Here is a 17,292-nt window from a genome sequence, read left to right as displayed (position 1 = left end):
TTCTCTTCAGGCTCCCATGGCGGTGAACAGCTCGCGGCGGGCGCCTTCGGTAATCGCCACGATGCCGGGGTGCTTGACCTTGCGTTCGACCGAAATGGCGTAGAACGACTCGCTGACCGCGTCGGTCTGGCCGATCAGTTGCACGCCGTATTGGCGCCGCACTTCGTCGGCGATCACGCTGGGGCTGATAAAGATCCCGCTGCCTGACTGGCCGAATGCCTGCATCAAGGCGCTGTCGTCGAACTCACCGATGATCCTGGGTTGTATCTGCTGCTCGGCCAGCCAGCGCAGCAGGCGGCTGCGCACCACGGTTTCCTGTCCGGGAATCAGCAGCGGAGCGCCATGCAGGCTATGGGGAAAGTTCGTTCCATAGCGCTCGGCCAGTTCCTCGGTGGCGAAAAAGCTGATGCCGCATTCGCCGAGTTTCTGGCTGTAGCCCTTGATGTCCAGGTGCGAGGGCATGGGGCTGTCGGAGATCACCAGGTCCAGACGCTGGATGGCCAGGTCGGCCAGCAGGCGTTCGAGCTTGTCCTCGCGGCAGGTGATGCGGATCGGTTCGTTCAGTTCCATGGTCGGGGCGATCAGGCGGTAGACGATCGATTTGGGCACCACATCGGCCACGCCGACCCGGAACAGGATCTGCTGCTCGTTGGGCTGGGCCTGGAGCATGGCTTCCAGTTCTCCGCCCAGCTGGAACATCTGCTCGGCGTAGGGCAGGGTCTGGCGCCCGGCTTCGGTCAACTCCAGTTGCCGGCCGACCCGGCGAAACAACTCGATGCCGTAGGTCTGCTCGAGCAGGGTGATCTGGCCGCTGATGGTTTGCGGGGTCAGGTTCAGTTGCTCGCAGGCCCGGACGATGCTGCCGGTCTTGGCGACGACCCAGAAATAGTGCAGTTGACGGTAATTGAGCATGACTGGCTTTTGTTCGTAAAAATCGAAGTATAGCTGTTAAAAATACGAATTTTCCTGAAGTGTCACTCTCCATAGAATGCCTCGCTATTGACGGGCCATCATCTCGGCCCGGTCCGTTCTAACGAGGAAAGCGCAATGACCTATAAAACCATCGCCGCATCGTTGCTGGCGTTGTCGTTGATCACCCTTGCCGGTTGCGAGCAGGCGGAAAAAAGCGCGCAGCAGCTATTGGGCAAGGCCGCGGAAAACGCCAAGCAGGCGATCGATGACACGCACAAGGCTGCCGAACAAGCGATCAGCGACGCGACCCAAGGCTTGATCGGCAAGCAGGAAAAGCCGGCGGACGAGGCCAAAGCAGCCACCTCGTCGTCCCAGGAAATCTGATTCCCCCATACCCCCCGACTCAGGACTGAGCCATGGAATACCTTTTACAACTCGCCGCCAGCCCCACCGCCTGGGTCGCCCTGGCAACCCTGGTGGTCATGGAAATCGTGCTCGGCATCGATAACCTGATCTTCATTTCGATCCTGACCAACAAGCTGCCCGAACAGCACCGGGCCAAGGCTCGTCGGATTGGTATCGGCATGGCCCTGATCCTGCGTCTGGCACTGCTCAGCACCATCGCCTTCATCGTGCAATTGACCGAGCCGGTGATCGATGTCTTCGGCCAGGTCTTCTCCTGGAAGGACATGATCCTGATTGCCGGCGGCCTGTTCCTGCTGTGGAAGGCCACCACGGAAATCCATCACAGCATGGACCCGGAACCGCAGGATGCAAAAAGCGAGACCGCCGGCGTGTCCCTGGGCTTTGCCGCGGCGATCGGCCAGATCCTGATGCTGGACATGGTGTTCTCCATCGACAGCATCATCACCGCCGTCGGCATGACCGAGCACTTGCCGATCATGATCATCGCGGTAGTGGTGTCGGTGCTGGTGATGCTGCTGGCGGCCGAGCCTCTGGCCAAGTTCATCAATGACAACCCGACGGTGGTCATGCTGGCCCTGGGCTTCCTGATCATGATCGGCATGACGCTGATCGCCGAAGGTTTCGGTGCCCATGTGCCAAAAGGTTATGTGTACGCGGCCATGGCCTTCTCGGCGGCTATCGAGGGGCTGAACATGTTGGCCCGTCGCGCCCGGCAGAAGCGGGTGGCGGCGGAGGCGGAAGTCGAAGCCTGATTCGCGGCAACAATCGACGGCGGCCTGTGTTCAAGGACACAGGCCGCCGTTTTTTATTGGGTAGGAGAAAAGACGCCAGTCAGTGCGCGGTGGCATGATGCCGGGCCGGTTTTGCGGTTTTCGCGGCGGGAGTCGGCAAACGCGGATGATGGTGTCGGCGAGCGATCCGCAGGACGCCCCAGAGCATGGCAGCGGCGACGGCCAACCAGCCGCCGATCAGCATCAGGATTGTCGTTGTCAGGCTCATACATGCCTCCTTTTTGCCCTGTCCGGGGCGCACACTCGTTGCAATGGACAGTCTAGTCGCGGATGTGTTTCAAGCCATTGACCAATAGTCGAGTGTCATCAAACTGTTTGCTCTATGGGGTGCAAATTACTGCGGCTTGACGCTATACCCCTGCATCGCGGCGTCCTATGATCAGCGTTTCGGCCGGGGCTCCTGGCTTGGCGTTTGCACAAGAGAGTCATGATGGAACGGATGTTTCTGCGATTTCGAACACTGTTGTTGGCGGGCGCCTGCGCCCTGACGCTGGCCGGTTGCGCCAGCAGCATGCAGCCGGAGATTCAGCGTCTGCCCGAGCGGGTGGAACTCAACGGCGTGGCGTTTTTCCGCGGCGAAACCTATCAGAGCGGCCCGGGCACCCTGGCCAGCATGCTGTCCCAGCAAGGCATCGCGATCACTCCAGGTCTGCTGGACAAGCCGCTGCACCTGCCAGGCGCCGAGGCGAAGTTGCAGCAGAACATGCTGACCCTGGCGCGTGAGTACGGGATGGTGGTCTATCCGCTGGATGACAATCTGACGGCGTTGCTGACCCAGGTTGCGGCGGGATACCCGGTGATGGTGCGTTACACCGAAGGCTCGGCGTTCTGGGCCGAACCTCGCTATGCCGTGCTGGCGGGCTATAACCGGCACAAGCAGACGGTGTTGCTGCGAGCGGGAATGAATCGTCGCCTATTGATGGACTTTGCCAAGTTCGAATCGGCCTGGAGCAGTGCGGGGCGCTGGGCGGTGCTGATTCAGGGGCCGACCCAGGTACCCGCCCAGGTCGATCGCCAGCGTTGGTTGAAGGCGGCCGACGAGTTGGCTCGGGCCGGGCAGGAGAACGCGGCAGCGCGGGCGACCAAGGCGTTGAGCGCCAACTGAGGTTGCAGAAACGCTGACGGCGCCCTGGGGCGCCGTCTTTGAACAGGGCTGCGATCGACGGATCTGCAGCCCTTTTTGTGTCTGCCCGGTTCTATTCGGCGGTCTGGGCGACGCCGTTCTGACGACTTTTCAGGTTTTTGCTGGCCTTGTAGCTCAAGGCGGCACCTGGTACCGAGCTGCTTTTGCCGGTTTCCAGCCACTGGCGGATGCGGCTGGCATCGGCGAAGTGCGTGTATTTGCCAAAGGCGTCGAGAATCACCAGGGCGACCGGGCGGTTGCTCATGCTGGTCACCAGTACCAGGCAGTGGCCTGCTTCATCGGTAAAGCCGGTCTTGGTCAGCTTGATGTCCCAGTTGGGCCTGTTGACCAGGTGATCGGTGTTGCGAAAGCCCAGGGTGTAGTTGGGTTTGCGGAACGCCACGGTCTTTTCCTTGGTGGTGCTCAGCTCGCTCAGCAGCGGGTATTTGCGCGCCGCCAGCAACAGTTTGCTCAGGTCGCGGGCGGTGGACACGTTATGGACCGACAGGCCGGTCGGCTCGACATAGTGCGTGCTGGTCATGCCCAGTGCCTTGGCCTTGGCGTTCATGGCGGCAATAAAGGCTGCGTACCCGCCCGGGTAGTGGTGGGCGAGGCTGGCGGCGGCACGGTTTTCCGACGACATCAGGGCGATCAGCAGCATCTCCTTGCGCGGCAGCTCGCTCTTGAGCTTGACCCGGGAAAACACGCCTTTCATTTCCGGGGTGTTGCTGATGTCCACGGAAATGTACTCATCCAGCGGTTGTTTGGCGTCGAGTACGATCAGGCCGGTCATCAGCTTGGTCACCGACGCGATGGGCACGACCACGTCGGGATTGCTGGAATAGATGACCTTGTTGGTCTGCAGGTCCAGCAGCAGGGCGCTGCCGGAGGCAATATGCAGTTGGGAGGGATCGCGCGGCGCTTCGGTGGTTTCGCGAGCGACGGCGCTCTGCGTGATAAGGGTGCCTGTAAATGCAAAAAATAGGCTCAGAATAGAAAGACGGATTTTCACGCGGGCGGACTCATGAAGTGGATATGCCGTTCTGCAACGGGCTGCTTTCAGAAAAACGTTACATTTTATGAGTATGTGCCAGGAAAGAGCTACACGCCCGCAGGTAAAGGGCTTCAGGTAAATTAAATTTCATCCTGTATCAGTTTTGTGTCAGTTCGATCCCCCCATTCTGATGAGTGGATCGTCACTGCAAGCGGAGGGTGTTCGCTTCAGCGTTGCGGCGAGCGGAAACAAAGAACCCCGCCAGTGGCGGGGTTCTTTGTTTCGGGCTATTTCCTGGCGTCAGTCGTGCAGTGTTTCTGCCGCATACAAGGTGTTTTCCAGCAGGCAGGCACGCGTCATCGGGCCGACGCCGCCCGGTACCGGAGTGATCCAGCTAGCGCGGGGCAGGGCGGTCTCGTAGACCACGTCGCCCACCAGCTTGCCGTCTTCCTGGCGGTTGATGCCGACGTCGATGACGATGGCGCCTTCCTTGATCCACTCACCCTTGACCAGGCCTGGCTTGCCGGCGGCCACGACCACCAGGTCGGCACGCCCGACGTGGCCGGCCAGATCCTTGGTGAAGCGGTGGGTGACGGTAACGGTGCAGCCGGCCAGTAGCAGCTCCATTGCCATCGGACGCCCAACAATGTTGGATGCGCCGACGACCACTGCATCCATGCCGTACAGATCGGCACCGGTGCTTTCCAGCAGGGTCATGATGCCTTTCGGCGTGCATGGACGCAGCAGAGGGATGCGCTGGGCCAGGCGGCCGACGTTATAAGGATGGAAACCATCCACGTCTTTATCCGGGCGGATGCGCTCCAACAGCTTGGAGGCATCGAGGTGTTCGGGCAGTGGCAGCTGCAGCAGGACGCCATCGATGTTCGGGTCATCGTTGAGGCGGTCGATCAGGCCGGCCAGTTCTTCTTGAGTGGTGCCTGTAGGCAAGTCATAGGCTTGTGAAAGAAAGCCGACCTCTTCGCAGTCTTTACGCTTGTGCGAGACATAAACCTGAGAGGCCGGGTCGCTGCCGACCAGGATCACCGCGAGGCCTGGAGTACGCAGGCCTTGCTGGCGACGCTCGGCGACACGTTTGGCGATCTGCTGGCGCAGGCTAGCGGCGATCGCTTTGCCGTCGATTAGTTGTGCAGTCATGACGCGTGATTAACCATCGAGAGGGAGAGAAAAAGAGGGGGCATTCTCGCATGCCAGGACGTGAGGGCAAAGGCGCTTGGTCAGCAAATTCCCCTAACTCCTTTAATTAAATGAATTTTTTTCAAAAAAGAGTTGACGACCTAACGGCTCGTCTATAACATTCGTCGCACTTGTCGGGCACAGCCTAGCACTGGTTAAGAAGGTCGGGCAGAGTTGATGTTTAACTCGTAACGACTGAAAGCACTTAGTTTGTAATCATTAAAGAATACAGATTAATAAGGCGCCCGTAGCTCAGCTGGATAGAGCATCCGCCTTCTAAGCGGATGGTCGCAGGTTCGAGTCCTGCCGGGTGCGCCATTAGGCAGCTTTGGCACAAGTAACGCAACAACGCAATATGGTGGGCGTAGCTCAGTTGGTAGAGCACAGGATTGTGACTCCTGTTGTCGTGGGTTCGATCCCCATCGTCCACCCCATATTCCGAAAGGCGCCAGATTAATAGTCTGGCGCCTTTGCTTTAAAAGCTTGATACGCGGACGTGGTGGAATTGGTAGACACACTGGATTTAGGTTCCAGCGCCGCAAGGTGTAAGAGTTCGAGTCTCTTCGTCCGCACCAATTAAGTAGCTATTTATATAGCAGATAACGGCGCAGCACCTGAAAAGGGCTGCGCCGTTTTCGTTTCAGAAGTCTGTATTTCCAGCGGGTCGCAGGTGGTGGGCCAGGGAAGCGACGAAACACTCGTCCTTTTGTCGCTGGAATGCTGAAGGTTAACCGGTCGGGCTGTGGTTTGGTCTGGCTATCGGGGATGTGATGCGCCGTTCCTTCTATATATAGAAGCGTTGGTGCAGAGGCCCTGGTTTGATTTGCTGTATTTGCTCTCAGGGCGAGGCTCAACCGTTGGTCCCCGCCTTTAAATCGCCAGCTGTTTTTTTACCCGTTTTCAGTAGGGTGACTTCTTGAGTTTGACCCACTAGAATGCATGCCCTTGATTCTGGGGTCGGAAACGGCCGGCTAACGTCTGTGCAACGAGGAATATCCATGCAAGTTTCTGTTGAAAATACTTCTGCTCTTGAGCGCCGCATGAGCATCACCGTGCCGGCTGAGCGCATCGAGACACAGGTCAACAAGCGTCTGCAGCAGACTGCCCAAAAGGCCAAGATTCCAGGCTTCCGTCCTGGCAAAGTCCCAATGAGCGTGATCCGCCAGCGTTATGAAGCTGATGCGCGTCAAGAGGCTGTGGGTGACGTGATCCAGGCTTCCTTCTACGAAGCTGTTGTCGAGCAGAAGCTGAACCCGGCTGGCGCTCCTTCGGTTGAACCAAAGGTTCTGGAAAAAGGCAAGGATCTGGAATACGTTGCAACGTTCGAAGTGTTCCCTGAGTTCACCGTTGCCGGTTTCGAGTCCATCGCCGTTGAGCGCCTGAGCGCTGACGTGGCTGATGCCGACCTGGACAACATGCTGGAAATCCTGCGCAAGCAGAACATTCGCTTTGAAGTGGCCGACCGTGCCGCTCAAAACGAAGACCAACTGAACATCGATTTCGTCGGCAAGGTCGACGGTGAAGTGTTCGCTGGCGGTTCCGCCAAGGGTACTCAGTTGGTGCTGGGTTCCGGCCGCATGATTCCGGGTTTCGAAGAAGGCCTGGTCGGCGCCAAGGCGGGTGAAGAGCGCGTTCTGAACCTGACTTTCCCTGAGAACTACCAGAACCTGGACCTGGCTAACAAAGCCGCCGAGTTCACCGTGACCGTCAACACCGTTTCCGAGCCTAAGCTGCCAGAACTGACCGAAGAGTTCTTCGCTCAATTCGGCATCAAGGAAGCCGGTCTGGAAGGTTTCCGCGCCGAAGTTCGCAAGAACATGGAGCGCGAACTGCGTCAGGCCATCAAGTCCAAGGTCAAGAACCAGGTAATGGACGGCCTGCTGGCTGCCAACCCGATCGAAGTGCCTAAGGCTCTGCTGGACAACGAAGTGAACCGTCTGCGCGTTCAGGCCGTTCAACAGTTCGGTGGCAACATCAAGCCTGATCAACTGCCGGCCGAGCTGTTCGAAGAACAAGCCAAGCGTCGCGTTGTCCTAGGTCTGATCGTGGCTGAAGTGGTCAAGCAATTCGACCTCAAGCCTGACGAAGCCCGCGTGCGTGAGCTGATCCAGGAAATGGCTTCTGCTTACCAAGAGCCGGAGCAGGTCGTGTCCTGGTACTACAAGAACGAGCAGCAACTGAACGAAGTCCGTTCGGTTGTGCTGGAAGAACAAGTTGTGGATACTGTTCTGCAGAAAGCTAGCGTGACCGACAAATCGGTCTCTTACGAAGAAGCGGTCAAGCCGGTAGAAGCACCACAAGCCGACTGATTTTTTACTCGTTCGAAAATACACACCATAAGCCAGCCTTCGTGCTGGCTTATGCGTATTCAAGACATGACTATTTGGGAGTGACTGCAGGACATGTCCCGCAATTCTTATTATCAGCAGAGCTCTGACATCCAGGCCGCAGGCGGCCTGGTCCCGATGGTTATCGAGCAGTCCGCCCGTGGCGAACGCGCCTATGACATCTACTCGCGCCTCCTCAAGGAGCGGGTGATCTTCCTGATTGGCCCGGTAGAAGACTACATGGCCAACCTGGTCGCGGCACAATTGCTCTTCCTTGAAGCGGAAAACCCGGACAAGGACATCCATCTCTACATCAACTCGCCAGGCGGTTCGGTGACTGCAGGCATGTCGATCTACGACACCATGCAATTCATCAAGCCGGACGTTTCCACCATCTGCATCGGCCAGGCCTGCAGCATGGGGGCCTTCCTGCTCGCCGGTGGCGCAGCGGGCAAGCGTCATTGCCTGCCTAACTCGCGGATGATGATTCACCAGCCATTGGGCGGTTTCCAGGGCCAGGCTTCGGATATCGACATCCATGCCAAGGAAATCCTGCACATCCGTTCGCGTCTGAACTCGCTGCTGGCTCATCACACCGGTCAGAGCCTCGAGACCATCGAGCGCGACACCGAGCGCGACAACTTCATGAGTGCAGAGCGTGCGGCTGAATACGGCCTGATTGACTCTGTGATCACCAAGCGTCAAATGCCCGCCTAAGCAACTCAAATGTAGGTGGTTGGTTTAACCGGCCACCTGCGGACTTGAAAAAGCCCGCAATTGCCTTCATCTTGTGTTGCAAGCCTATCGGATTTGGATCGATCGAATGACTGACACCCGCAACGGCGAGGACAACGGCAAACTGCTTTATTGCTCCTTCTGTGGCAAAAGCCAGCATGAAGTACGCAAATTGATTGCCGGCCCCTCGGTCTTTATCTGCGACGAGTGCGTCGACCTGTGCAATGACATCATCCGTGAGGAGGTGCAGGAAGCACAGGCCGAGAGCAGCGCGCATAAATTGCCTTCGCCTAAAGAAATCAGCGGCATCCTTGATCAGTATGTGATTGGTCAGGAACGTGCGAAAAAGGTTCTGGCAGTAGCGGTATACAACCACTACAAGCGCCTCAACCAGCGTGACAAAAAGAATGACGAGGTCGAACTGGGCAAGAGCAACATCTTGCTGATCGGCCCTACAGGTTCGGGCAAGACTCTGCTGGCAGAGACCCTGGCGCGCCTGTTGAATGTACCGTTCACCATTGCCGATGCCACTACCCTGACCGAAGCCGGTTATGTGGGTGAGGACGTCGAGAACATCATTCAGAAACTGCTGCAGAAGTGCGATTACGATGTAGAGAAAGCTCAAATGGGCATCGTCTATATCGATGAAATCGACAAGATTTCCCGCAAGTCTGACAACCCTTCGATTACCCGTGATGTTTCGGGCGAAGGCGTGCAGCAGGCTCTGTTGAAACTGATCGAGGGCACTGTGGCTTCCGTTCCGCCTCAAGGTGGTCGCAAGCATCCGCAGCAAGAGTTCCTGCAGGTCGATACGCGTAACATCCTGTTCATCTGCGGTGGTGCGTTCTCGGGTCTGGAAAAGGTTATTCAGAACCGTTCGACTCGTGGCGGCATCGGCTTCAATGCTGAAGTACGCAGCAAGGAAGAGGGCAAGAAGGTCGGCGAATCCCTGCGTGAAGTCGAACCGGACGATCTGGTCAAGTTCGGCCTGATTCCGGAGTTCGTGGGGCGTCTGCCGGTTCTGGCGACCCTGGACGAACTGGATGAGGCTGCGTTGATCCAGATCCTCACCGAGCCGAAGAACGCCTTGACCAAGCAGTATGCCAAGTTGTTCGAGATGGAAGGCGTCGACCTGGAATTCCGTACCGATGCCCTCAAGTCGGTCGCCAAGCGTGCGCTTGAGCGCAAGACTGGTGCTCGCGGATTGCGTTCGATTCTCGAAGGCGTGTTGCTCGACACTATGTACGAAATCCCCTCGCAGTCCGAGGTAAGTAAAGTAGTGATCGACGAAAGCGTTATAGAAGGTAAGTCCAAGCCACTGTATATCTATGAAAACAGTGAGCCGACTGCCAAGGCCGCCCCGGACGTCTAAGCGCCGGACTGCTGGTTTGACAGAAGGGGCCTTCGGGCCCCTTTGCTTTTACTGCCTTTAAAGTACTGTCTTTGAGCTTGTTTTTTTTCGAGGCAGCCCCCATCTTGGTTTCAAGCTTACTTCCATCTGTTTACGGCCTTATGGCCGCCGTAGAGGCGAAATCATGAAGACAACCATCGAATTGCCTCTCTTGCCATTGCGTGATGTCGTGGTTTATCCGCACATGGTTATCCCGCTGTTCGTGGGGCGCGAGAAGTCTATCGAAGCCCTCGAGGCCGCGATGACGGGCGACAAGCAGATTCTTCTGTTGGCTCAGAAAAATCCTGCTGATGATGATCCCGGTGAAGATGCACTCTATCGCGTAGGTACCATTGCCACTGTTCTGCAATTGCTCAAGTTGCCTGATGGCACCGTCAAAGTACTGGTCGAGGGCGAGCAGCGGGGCGCTGTGGAGCGTTTCAGCGAAGTGGATGGCCACTGCCGTGCCGAAGTCTCCCTGATTGACGAGGTGGATGCTCCTGAGCGCGAGTCGGAAGTCTTTGTCCGTAGCCTGCTGTCCCAGTTCGAGCAATACGTGCAACTGGGTAAGAAAGTTCCTGCCGAAGTGCTGTCGTCCCTCAACAGCATCGATGAGCCGAGCCGCCTGGTAGACACCATGGCCGCGCACATGGCGCTGAAAATCGAGCAGAAGCAGGAAATTCTCGAAATCATCGACCTGTCGGCGCGTGTCGAACACGTGCTGGCGTTGCTGGATGCGGAAATCGATCTGTTGCAGGTCGAGAAGCGCATTCGCGGTCGCGTGAAGAAACAAATGGAACGCAGCCAGCGCGAGTACTACCTGAATGAGCAGATGAAGGCCATTCAGAAAGAGCTGGGCGACGGTGACGAAGGTCACAACGAAGTCGAAGAGCTGAAAAAACGCATCGATGCCGCAGGCTTGCCAAAGGACGCCCTGGCCAAGGCTCAGGCCGAGCTGAACAAGCTCAAGCAAATGTCGCCGATGTCGGCCGAAGCCACAGTGGTGCGTTCGTACATCGACTGGCTGGTTCAGGTGCCGTGGAAGGCGCAAAGCAAGGTTCGCCTGGACCTGGCGCGCGCCGAGGATATCCTCGATGCCGATCACTATGGCCTGGAAGAGGTCAAAGAGCGGATTCTCGAATACCTCGCCGTGCAAAAGCGCGTGAAGAAGATTCGTGGCCCGGTACTGTGCCTGGTCGGGCCTCCTGGGGTCGGTAAAACCTCCCTGGCTGAGTCGATTGCCCACGCCACCAACCGTAAATTCGTGCGCATGGCCCTCGGTGGCGTACGCGATGAAGCGGAAATTCGTGGCCATCGTCGTACCTACATCGGTTCGATGCCGGGAAGATTGATTCAAAAGATGACGAAAGTGGGGGTTCGCAACCCGCTGTTCTTGCTCGATGAAATCGACAAGATGGGCAGCGACATGCGTGGCGATCCGGCCTCGGCATTGCTCGAAGTGCTCGACCCCGAGCAGAACCACAACTTCAACGACCACTACCTGGAAGTCGATTACGACCTCTCCGATGTGATGTTCCTTTGCACCTCCAACTCGATGAATATTCCGCCAGCGTTGCTGGACCGGATGGAGGTGATTCGTCTGCCGGGTTACACCGAGGACGAGAAGATCAACATTGCGGTCAAATACCTGTCGCCGAAGCAGATCCAGGCCAACGGCCTGAAGAAAGGCGAGTTGGAATTCGACGAAGAAGCCATTCGCGACATCATTCGCTACTACACCCGCGAAGCCGGTGTGCGTGGGCTGGAGCGCCAGATTGCCAAGGTTTGCCGCAAGGCGGTCAAGGAACATGCGCTAGAAAAACGCTTCTCGGTGAAGGTCACTTCCGATCTGCTGGAGCATTTCCTCGGCGTGCGCAAATTCCGCTACGGCCTTGCCGAGCAGCAGGATCAGATCGGTCAGGTAACGGGCCTGGCCTGGACCCAGGTCGGTGGCGAGCTACTGACCATCGAAGCCGCCGTGGTACCTGGCAAAGGTCAGTTGATCAAGACTGGCTCGCTGGGCGACGTGATGGTCGAGTCGATTACTGCGGCGCTGACGGTGGTGCGTAGCCGTGCGAAGAGCCTGGGGATCCCCCTGGACTTCCACGAGAAGCGCGACACCCATATCCATATGCCGGAAGGGGCTACCCCGAAAGACGGCCCTAGTGCTGGCGTAGGCATGTGCACGGCCTTGGTTTCGGCACTGACCGGCATCCCGGTGCGGGCTGACGTGGCGATGACCGGGGAAATTACCCTGCGTGGTCAAGTGTTGGCGATCGGAGGTTTGAAAGAGAAACTTCTTGCAGCACATCGCGGCGGAATCAAGACGGTCATCATTCCAGAAGAAAATGTGCGCGATTTGAAGGAAATTCCTGACAATATCAAGCAGGATCTGCAAATTAAGCCAGTTAAATGGATTGACGAAGTCCTCCAAATTGCGCTGCAATACGCGCCGGAGCCCTTGCCGGATGTGGCTCCCGAGATAGTTGCAAAGGATGAAAAACGCGAGTCTGACTCTAAGGAAAGAATTAGCACGCATTAGTACGCATTAGCCTGGGGGGCTTCCTTGACAGCTTTTTAGAGCCCTTGTTATAAAGCGGCTCTTAAGTGTCTGTAGGCCATTCAGCACTGGTTTTTGCTTTCACCAAAAAACTTAGAATCATACTCAAATAGATATATAAGGGGACTTAGAGTGAACAAGTCGGAACTGATTGATGCTATCGCTGCATCTGCTGATATCCCGAAAGCTGCTGCTGGCCGTGCGCTGGATGCAGTAATCGAATCCGTCACTGGCGCTCTTAAGGCTGGCGACTCCGTTGTACTGGTTGGTTTCGGTACTTTCTCTGTTACCGATCGTCCTGCTCGCATTGGTCGTAACCCACAGACCGGTAAGACGCTGGAAATCGCTGCAGCCAAAAAACCAGGTTTCAAAGCGGGTAAAGCACTGAAAGAAGCCGTTAACTAAGCTTCCTTCAAGCCTTTGCCTACCCGGGTCGGGGTCTTTCCTGACCTGGCAGCGGAGCGGTAGGGCAGCCGGTTAGAAATCCGGTTTGTCACATCGGGGATCGAAGGTTCGAACCCCTGTCCGTTCCGTCAGTTACGAGAAAGGCGCATCCTCGGATGCGCCTTTCTTCTATCCGGATTCTACCCACGCTCCACGGTTGCTTAATTTGAAGTACAACCGTTTCTGGGGGACGCATGCTGCAGAATATCAGGGACAATTCACAAGGCTGGATTGCCAAGACCATTATCGGGGTCATCGTTGCACTGATGGCGCTGACCGGTTTCGATGCCATTTTTCAAGCCACTTCCACCAGTCAGGACGCGGCCAAGGTCAATGGCGAAGAAATCACCCAGAATGAGCTGAGCCAGGCGGTAGATATGCAACGCCGTCAGCTCATGCAACAACTGGGCAAGGATTTCGACGCTTCCTTGCTCGACGAGAAGCTGCTGCGTGAAGCCGCTCTCAAAGGTCTGATCGACCGCAAGCTGCTGCTGCAAGGCGCGGAAAATTCCAAGTTCGCCTTCTCTGACGCCGCTCTGGACCAGGTGATCCTGCAAACTCCGGAATTCCTGGTGGACGGCAAGTTCAGCCCTGAGCGTTTCGACCAGGTGATCCGTCAGCTGGGCTATAGCCGGATGCAGTTCCGTCAGATGCTGGCTCAGGAAATGCTGATCGGCCAGGTGCGCGCCGGTCTGGCTGGCAGCGGTTTTGTCACCGATGCCCAGGTGCTGGCATTCGCTCGCCTGGAAAAGCAGACCCGCGATTACGCTTCCCTGACCATCAAGGCCGACCCGGCGGCAGTCAAGCTGACCGACGATGAGGTCAAGGCTTACTACGACGAACACGCCAAGGAATTCATGTCGCCGGACCAGGTGGTCATCGACTACCTGGAGTTGAAGAAGGCTTCCTTCTTCGATCAGGTCAGCGTCAAGGACGAAGATCTGCAGGCGCTGTATCAGAAAGAAACCGCCAACCTGTCCGAGCAGCGTCGTGCCGCGCACATCCTGATCGAAGTGAACGACAAGGTGAACGAAGCACAGGCCAAGGCCAAGATCGAAGAGATCCAGGCACGCCTGGCCAAGGGCGAAAGCTTCGAGGCGCTGGCCAAGGAGTTCTCCCAGGACCCGGGTTCGGCGAACAATGGTGGTGACCTCGGTTATGCCGGCCCTGGCGTCTATGACCCGGCCTTTGAGGAAGCGTTGTACGCCTTGAACAAGGATCAGGTTTCGGCGCCGGTACGCACCGGTTTCGGTTTCCACCTGATCAAGCTGCTGGGCGTCGAGGCACCTGAAGTACCGAGCTTCGCCAGCCTGAAAGACAAGCTGACCCGCGAGCTGAAAACCCAGCAGGTCGAGCAGCGTTTTGTCGAGGCGACCAAGCAATTGGAAGACTCCTCGTTCGAAGCCTCGGATCTGGCCCAGCCGGCTCAAGAGCTGAAACTGACCGTGCACACTTCCGCTCCATTCGGGCGTGAAGGAGGCGAGGGCATTGCTGCCAATCGCGCTGTGATTCAGGCTGCTTTCAGCCCTGAAGTGCTGGATGAAGGTGCCAACAGCACCGCCATCGAACTGGATCCGGAAACCGTAGTGGTCCTGCGCGCCAAAGAGCACCGCAAGCCAGAGCAGTTGCCGCTGGAAAGCGTCGCCAGCAGCATCCGCACGCAATTGGCCAAGGAACACGCCAGTGCTGCCGCCAAGGCCAAGGCCGATGCCTTGATTGCCAGCCTGCGGGAAGGCAAGACTGCGCTGAAGGCGCCTGTCGATGGCCAGAACTGGAAGGTTTCCGAAGCCGTGACCCGCGGCCAGGAAGGCGTCGATCCGATTGTGTTGCAGGCCCTGTTCCGCATGGCCAAGCCAGCGGCCAAGGACAAGCCGACCTTCAGCAGCGTGACCCTGCCGAATGGCAACCTGGTGGTCCTGCAACTCAATGGTGTGAACGAAGCCGCTGCGCCGACCGATGAAGAAAAGGCTCAATACCGCCGCTTCCTCGCCTCGCGTATGGGGCAGCAAGACTTCGCGGCCTACCGCAAGCAGTTGGAAAACCAGGCAGACATCAAGCGCTTCTGATGCCTGACTGAAGTAACAAACAGAGACCCCGGCCAGCGCGCCGGGGTTTTTGTTTTTAGCGTGCGGCGGGAAAGCCGTGATGCCGGGCATTCACGGCGACCAACAGACAAACCAGCAGCAGGCCGATGATCACCCAGGGAAACGACAGAATGCCCGGGCCTTCCAGCAGTACGCCACCCACCAGTCCGCCACCGGCGATTGCCAGGTTCCATGCAGTCACCAGCATCGACTGTGCGGCGTCGGCGGAGGAGCCGGAGGTCTTCGCCAGGGCTGTCTGCAGCAGGGTACCGAGGCCACCGTATGACAAGCCCCAGAGGACCATCGAGGCGTAGACCGCGGCAGGCGCGTCAGGGCGGAACGCCAGCAGCAGTGCGCAGAGACCGAACAAGGTGCAACTGACGAGTACCAGCCGCCGCAACCAGCGATCGATCAGCAGGCCGACGATCCAGATACTCAGCACCGCGGTCAACCCGAATACCAGCAACACCCGGTCGATCTGCCCGGTGATACCGGCCGGCTCCAGGAGCGGCGCGATATAGGTGTAGAGGATGTTGTGGCCCAGGACATAAGCGAAGGTCACGAACAGCACCGGCTTGACCCCGGGCAAGGCAAACACGCTCTTCAGCGACAGGCGCTTGTCGCTGCGCAGGCCGGGAAAGTCCGGTACCTGCCAGCGCACCCAGCCGAGCAGAACCAGAGTCAGCACCGTCATCAAGGCAAAGCTGGCCCGCCAGCCGACCAATGCACCCAGCAGTGTGCCAGCCGGAACTCCCAGGGACAGAGCCAGCGGCGCGCCAAGCATAGCGACGGCGATGGCCCGGCCCTGCAAGTGCGGTGCGACCATGCGGCTGGCATATCCGGCCAGCAGGGCCCAGAGCAGCCCGGCGAATATCCCGGCAAAAAAACGCGCGACCAGGATCAGGCTGTAGTTGGTGGAGAGGGCCGTGACGCTGTTGACCATGGCAAAACCGCCTATGGCGATCATCAGCAAGGGTCGACGGCGCCAGCCTTGGGTGAGGATCACCAAGGGAATCGCCGCCAGTAGCGAACCAATGGCATACAGCGTGACTAACTGGCCGACTAGCGCCGGGGACACCGCCAGGTCCTGGCTCATTTGTGGCAGCAGGCCGGCTGGCATGGCTTCGGTAAGGATGGTGATGAAACCGGCGGTCGCCAGCGCCAGCAGGCCGCCCAGTGGAAGTCGGTCGCGACGCCTGGACTCGATGTCCAGCAGGTCGACAGTGGCAAGAGGTTCGGTCATGGTCTCAGGCTCGCTACAGGTTTCAGGAAGTAGGGAGGCTGAGGGTAGGGCGCTGTGATAAAGAGAAAAATAGGCTAAGGTTCCGAACTTATCGGACATCCATGTCCGCAATAACGAGGTCGGCGATGGACTGGTTGAGCAATATCTCGGTCTTTCTGCATGTGGCGAAAACTCGCAGTTTTACCGAGGCGGGGCGGTTGTTGGGGGTATCGTCGTCGGCTGTCGGCAAGAGCATCGCGCGGCTCGAGGAGCGCCTGGAGACCCAGCTGTTCCATCGCAGTACCCGCAGTATCACCCTGACCGCCGAAGGCGCGAGTTTTCTCGAGCGCTGCCGCCGGATTGTCGCCGAAGTCGAGGCGGCCGAATTCGATCTGTGCAAGTCTTACAATGTTCCGCGGGGCAAGCTGCGGGTCAGCCTGCCGCAGGTTCATGCCCTGGTGATGCCGGTGTTGGTGGAGTTCATGCAGCGTTATCCGCAGATCGAGCTGGATATCGAGCTGACGGACCGCATAGTGGATGTCGTGGAGGAGGGTTTCGATGCCGTGATACGCACCGGCAGCCCCGGCGATTCACGGCTGGTGGCCCGGTCGTTGGGGCAGTTTCGCCTGGTGCTGGTGGGCACGCCTGAGTACTTTCGCGAGCATGGCGTTCCGCAGACCCCCGCCGACCTGGCGAACCACGGATGCTTGCGGCATACCTTCCACAACACGGGCAAACTCGAACACTGGCCATTGCGACGAGCGGTCGACGCCCCGGAACCGCTGCTGCCGACACGTTTTGTCAGTACCTCTATCGAAGCCGTGGACCATGCGGTACGGCGTGGCCTGGGGATCGCCTGCCTACCCGATTTCATGGTGCACGAGGCGCTCGTGCGAGGAGAGTTGCAGCCAGTGCTCGACGAGCATCTCGAATACGACGGTACCTTCTGGCTGCTCTGGCCGGCGAGCCGGCACACCGCCGCCAAGCTGCGGGTATTCATCGATCATCTGTGCGCACGACTTTTTCCGGCAAACCGTGGTCAGTAACCTTGTATTAACCTTAAGACACTAATCCGCGAGCCCTGTAGCCT

At 58.1% G+C, this 17,292-nt stretch carries 15 protein-coding genes and 3 tRNA genes; 13 read left to right on the top strand and 5 right to left on the bottom strand.

From position 1 onward, the window contains the following. Positions 1-6: 6 nt before the first annotated feature. Entirely contained in the window at positions 7-912 is a 906-nt protein-coding gene (nhaR, locus tag IF690_RS19310) for a transcriptional activator NhaR (RefSeq protein ID WP_007927225.1), read from the bottom strand. A 135-nt stretch (positions 913-1,047) separates the two neighbouring features. Between nhaR and IF690_RS19305 the strand changes: the two genes are divergently transcribed. Together IF690_RS19305 and IF690_RS19300 are read left to right on the top strand one after the other, a co-directional pair. After that, positions 1,048-1,296, top strand: coding sequence for a hypothetical protein (locus tag IF690_RS19305; protein WP_202696962.1), 249 nt, complete (start codon positions 1,048-1,050; stop codon positions 1,294-1,296). A 32-nt stretch (positions 1,297-1,328) separates the two neighbouring features. Beyond that, on the top strand, positions 1,329-2,090 hold the full coding sequence (locus IF690_RS19300; protein WP_202696961.1) for a TerC family protein: 762 nt from the start codon (positions 1,329-1,331) through the stop codon (positions 2,088-2,090). 79 nt (positions 2,091-2,169) lie between these two features. On the opposite strand, the gene IF690_RS19295 is transcribed toward IF690_RS19300, so the two are convergent. Next, positions 2,170-2,337: a hypothetical protein gene (locus IF690_RS19295; protein WP_009049855.1), complete on the bottom strand. Its 168-nt coding sequence runs from the start codon at positions 2,335-2,337 to the stop codon at positions 2,170-2,172. A 222-nt stretch (positions 2,338-2,559) separates the two neighbouring features. On the opposite strand from IF690_RS19295, the gene IF690_RS19290 reads away from it, so the two are divergent. Further along, positions 2,560-3,234, top strand: coding sequence for a PA2778 family cysteine peptidase (locus IF690_RS19290; protein WP_202696960.1), 675 nt, complete (start codon positions 2,560-2,562; stop codon positions 3,232-3,234). Between the two features lie 91 nt (positions 3,235-3,325). Here IF690_RS19290 and pbpG read toward each other — a convergent pair whose 3' ends face one another. Both pbpG and folD read right to left on the bottom strand, forming a co-directional pair. After that, a complete protein-coding gene (pbpG, locus tag IF690_RS19285; protein WP_202696959.1) occupies positions 3,326-4,264 on the bottom strand; it encodes a D-alanyl-D-alanine endopeptidase in 939 nt (312 codons plus the stop codon). A 282-nt stretch (positions 4,265-4,546) separates the two neighbouring features. After that, positions 4,547-5,401, bottom strand: coding sequence for a bifunctional methylenetetrahydrofolate dehydrogenase/methenyltetrahydrofolate cyclohydrolase FolD (folD, locus tag IF690_RS19280; protein WP_202696958.1), 855 nt, complete (start codon positions 5,399-5,401; stop codon positions 4,547-4,549). Positions 5,402-5,681: 280 nt separating this feature from the next. Here folD and IF690_RS19275 point away from each other — a divergent pair. The 9 genes from IF690_RS19275 (at position 5,682) to IF690_RS19235 (ending at position 14,962) form a co-directional block, all read left to right on the top strand. Continuing rightward, positions 5,682-5,758, top strand: a tRNA-Arg gene (locus IF690_RS19275). Positions 5,759-5,798: 40 nt separating this feature from the next. Beyond that, positions 5,799-5,874: transfer RNA gene (locus IF690_RS19270), tRNA-His, on the top strand. Positions 5,875-5,930: 56 nt separating this feature from the next. Next, positions 5,931-6,015: transfer RNA gene (locus IF690_RS19265), tRNA-Leu, on the top strand. Between the two features lie 423 nt (positions 6,016-6,438). Then, entirely contained in the window at positions 6,439-7,749 is a 1,311-nt protein-coding gene (tig, locus tag IF690_RS19260; RefSeq protein WP_009044653.1) for a trigger factor, read from the top strand. 93 nt (positions 7,750-7,842) lie between these two features. Beyond that, positions 7,843-8,484: an ATP-dependent Clp endopeptidase proteolytic subunit ClpP gene (gene clpP, locus IF690_RS19255; RefSeq protein WP_007927205.1), complete on the top strand. Its 642-nt coding sequence runs from the start codon at positions 7,843-7,845 to the stop codon at positions 8,482-8,484. A 106-nt stretch (positions 8,485-8,590) separates the two neighbouring features. Then, positions 8,591-9,874 carry an ATP-dependent Clp protease ATP-binding subunit ClpX gene (gene clpX, locus IF690_RS19250; RefSeq protein WP_202701631.1) on the top strand — a complete coding sequence of 428 codons (1,284 nt, stop codon included), beginning with the start codon at positions 8,591-8,593 and terminating at the stop codon, positions 9,872-9,874. A gap of 163 nt (positions 9,875-10,037) precedes the next feature. Further along, a complete protein-coding gene (gene lon / locus IF690_RS19245) occupies positions 10,038-12,434 on the top strand; it encodes an endopeptidase La (RefSeq protein ID WP_009044652.1) in 2,397 nt (798 codons plus the stop codon). Between the two features lie 93 nt (positions 12,435-12,527). Beyond that, positions 12,528-12,857 carry an HU family DNA-binding protein gene (locus IF690_RS19240; RefSeq protein ID WP_020296819.1) on the top strand — a complete coding sequence of 110 codons (330 nt, stop codon included), beginning with the start codon at positions 12,528-12,530 and terminating at the stop codon, positions 12,855-12,857. A 233-nt stretch (positions 12,858-13,090) separates the two neighbouring features. Next, positions 13,091-14,962 carry a SurA N-terminal domain-containing protein gene (locus tag IF690_RS19235; protein WP_202696957.1) on the top strand — a complete coding sequence of 624 codons (1,872 nt, stop codon included), beginning with the start codon at positions 13,091-13,093 and terminating at the stop codon, positions 14,960-14,962. Between the two features lie 55 nt (positions 14,963-15,017). Here the strand turns inward: IF690_RS19235 and IF690_RS19230 are convergent, their stop codons facing one another. Further along, on the bottom strand, positions 15,018-16,223 hold the full coding sequence (locus IF690_RS19230; protein ID WP_202696956.1) for an MFS transporter: 1,206 nt from the start codon (positions 16,221-16,223) through the stop codon (positions 15,018-15,020). 125 nt (positions 16,224-16,348) lie between these two features. Here IF690_RS19230 and IF690_RS19225 point away from each other — a divergent pair, with 125 nt between their 5' ends. Beyond that, a complete protein-coding gene (locus IF690_RS19225) occupies positions 16,349-17,248 on the top strand; it encodes a LysR family transcriptional regulator (protein ID WP_202696955.1) in 900 nt (299 codons plus the stop codon). The last annotated feature ends 44 nt before the right edge of the window (positions 17,249-17,292 follow it).

This window comes from Pseudomonas sp. SK3(2021), from assembly GCF_016772375.1.
Lineage (GTDB): Bacteria > Pseudomonadota > Gammaproteobacteria > Pseudomonadales > Pseudomonadaceae > Aquipseudomonas > Aquipseudomonas chlororaphis_I.
This window is presented reverse-complemented; position numbering and strand designations above follow the sequence as displayed.

Bases quoted from the DNA above. Each gene is read 5' to 3' on its own strand.
- nhaR (WP_007927225.1), bottom strand. From the start codon at position 912: ATGCTCAATTACCGTCAACTGCACTATTTCTGGGTCGTCGCCAAGACC.
- IF690_RS19305 (WP_202696962.1), top strand. From the start codon at position 1,048: ATGACCTATAAAACCATCGCCGCATCGTTGCTGGCGTTGTCGTTGATC.
- IF690_RS19300 (WP_202696961.1), top strand. From the start codon at position 1,329: ATGGAATACCTTTTACAACTCGCCGCCAGCCCCACCGCCTGGGTCGCC.
- IF690_RS19295 (WP_009049855.1), bottom strand. From the start codon at position 2,337: ATGAGCCTGACAACGACAATCCTGATGCTGATCGGCGGCTGGTTGGCC.
- IF690_RS19290 (WP_202696960.1), top strand. From the start codon at position 2,560: ATGGAACGGATGTTTCTGCGATTTCGAACACTGTTGTTGGCGGGCGCC.
- folD (WP_202696958.1), bottom strand. From the start codon at position 5,401: ATGACTGCACAACTAATCGACGGCAAAGCGATCGCCGCTAGCCTGCGC.
- tig (WP_009044653.1), top strand. From the start codon at position 6,439: ATGCAAGTTTCTGTTGAAAATACTTCTGCTCTTGAGCGCCGCATGAGC.
- clpP (WP_007927205.1), top strand. From the start codon at position 7,843: ATGTCCCGCAATTCTTATTATCAGCAGAGCTCTGACATCCAGGCCGCA.
- clpX (WP_202701631.1), top strand. From the start codon at position 8,591: ATGACTGACACCCGCAACGGCGAGGACAACGGCAAACTGCTTTATTGC.
- lon (WP_009044652.1), top strand. From the start codon at position 10,038: ATGAAGACAACCATCGAATTGCCTCTCTTGCCATTGCGTGATGTCGTG.
- IF690_RS19235 (WP_202696957.1), top strand. From the start codon at position 13,091: ATGCTGCAGAATATCAGGGACAATTCACAAGGCTGGATTGCCAAGACC.
- IF690_RS19230 (WP_202696956.1), bottom strand. From the start codon at position 16,223: ATGACCGAACCTCTTGCCACTGTCGACCTGCTGGACATCGAGTCCAGG.
- IF690_RS19225 (WP_202696955.1), top strand. From the start codon at position 16,349: ATGGACTGGTTGAGCAATATCTCGGTCTTTCTGCATGTGGCGAAAACT.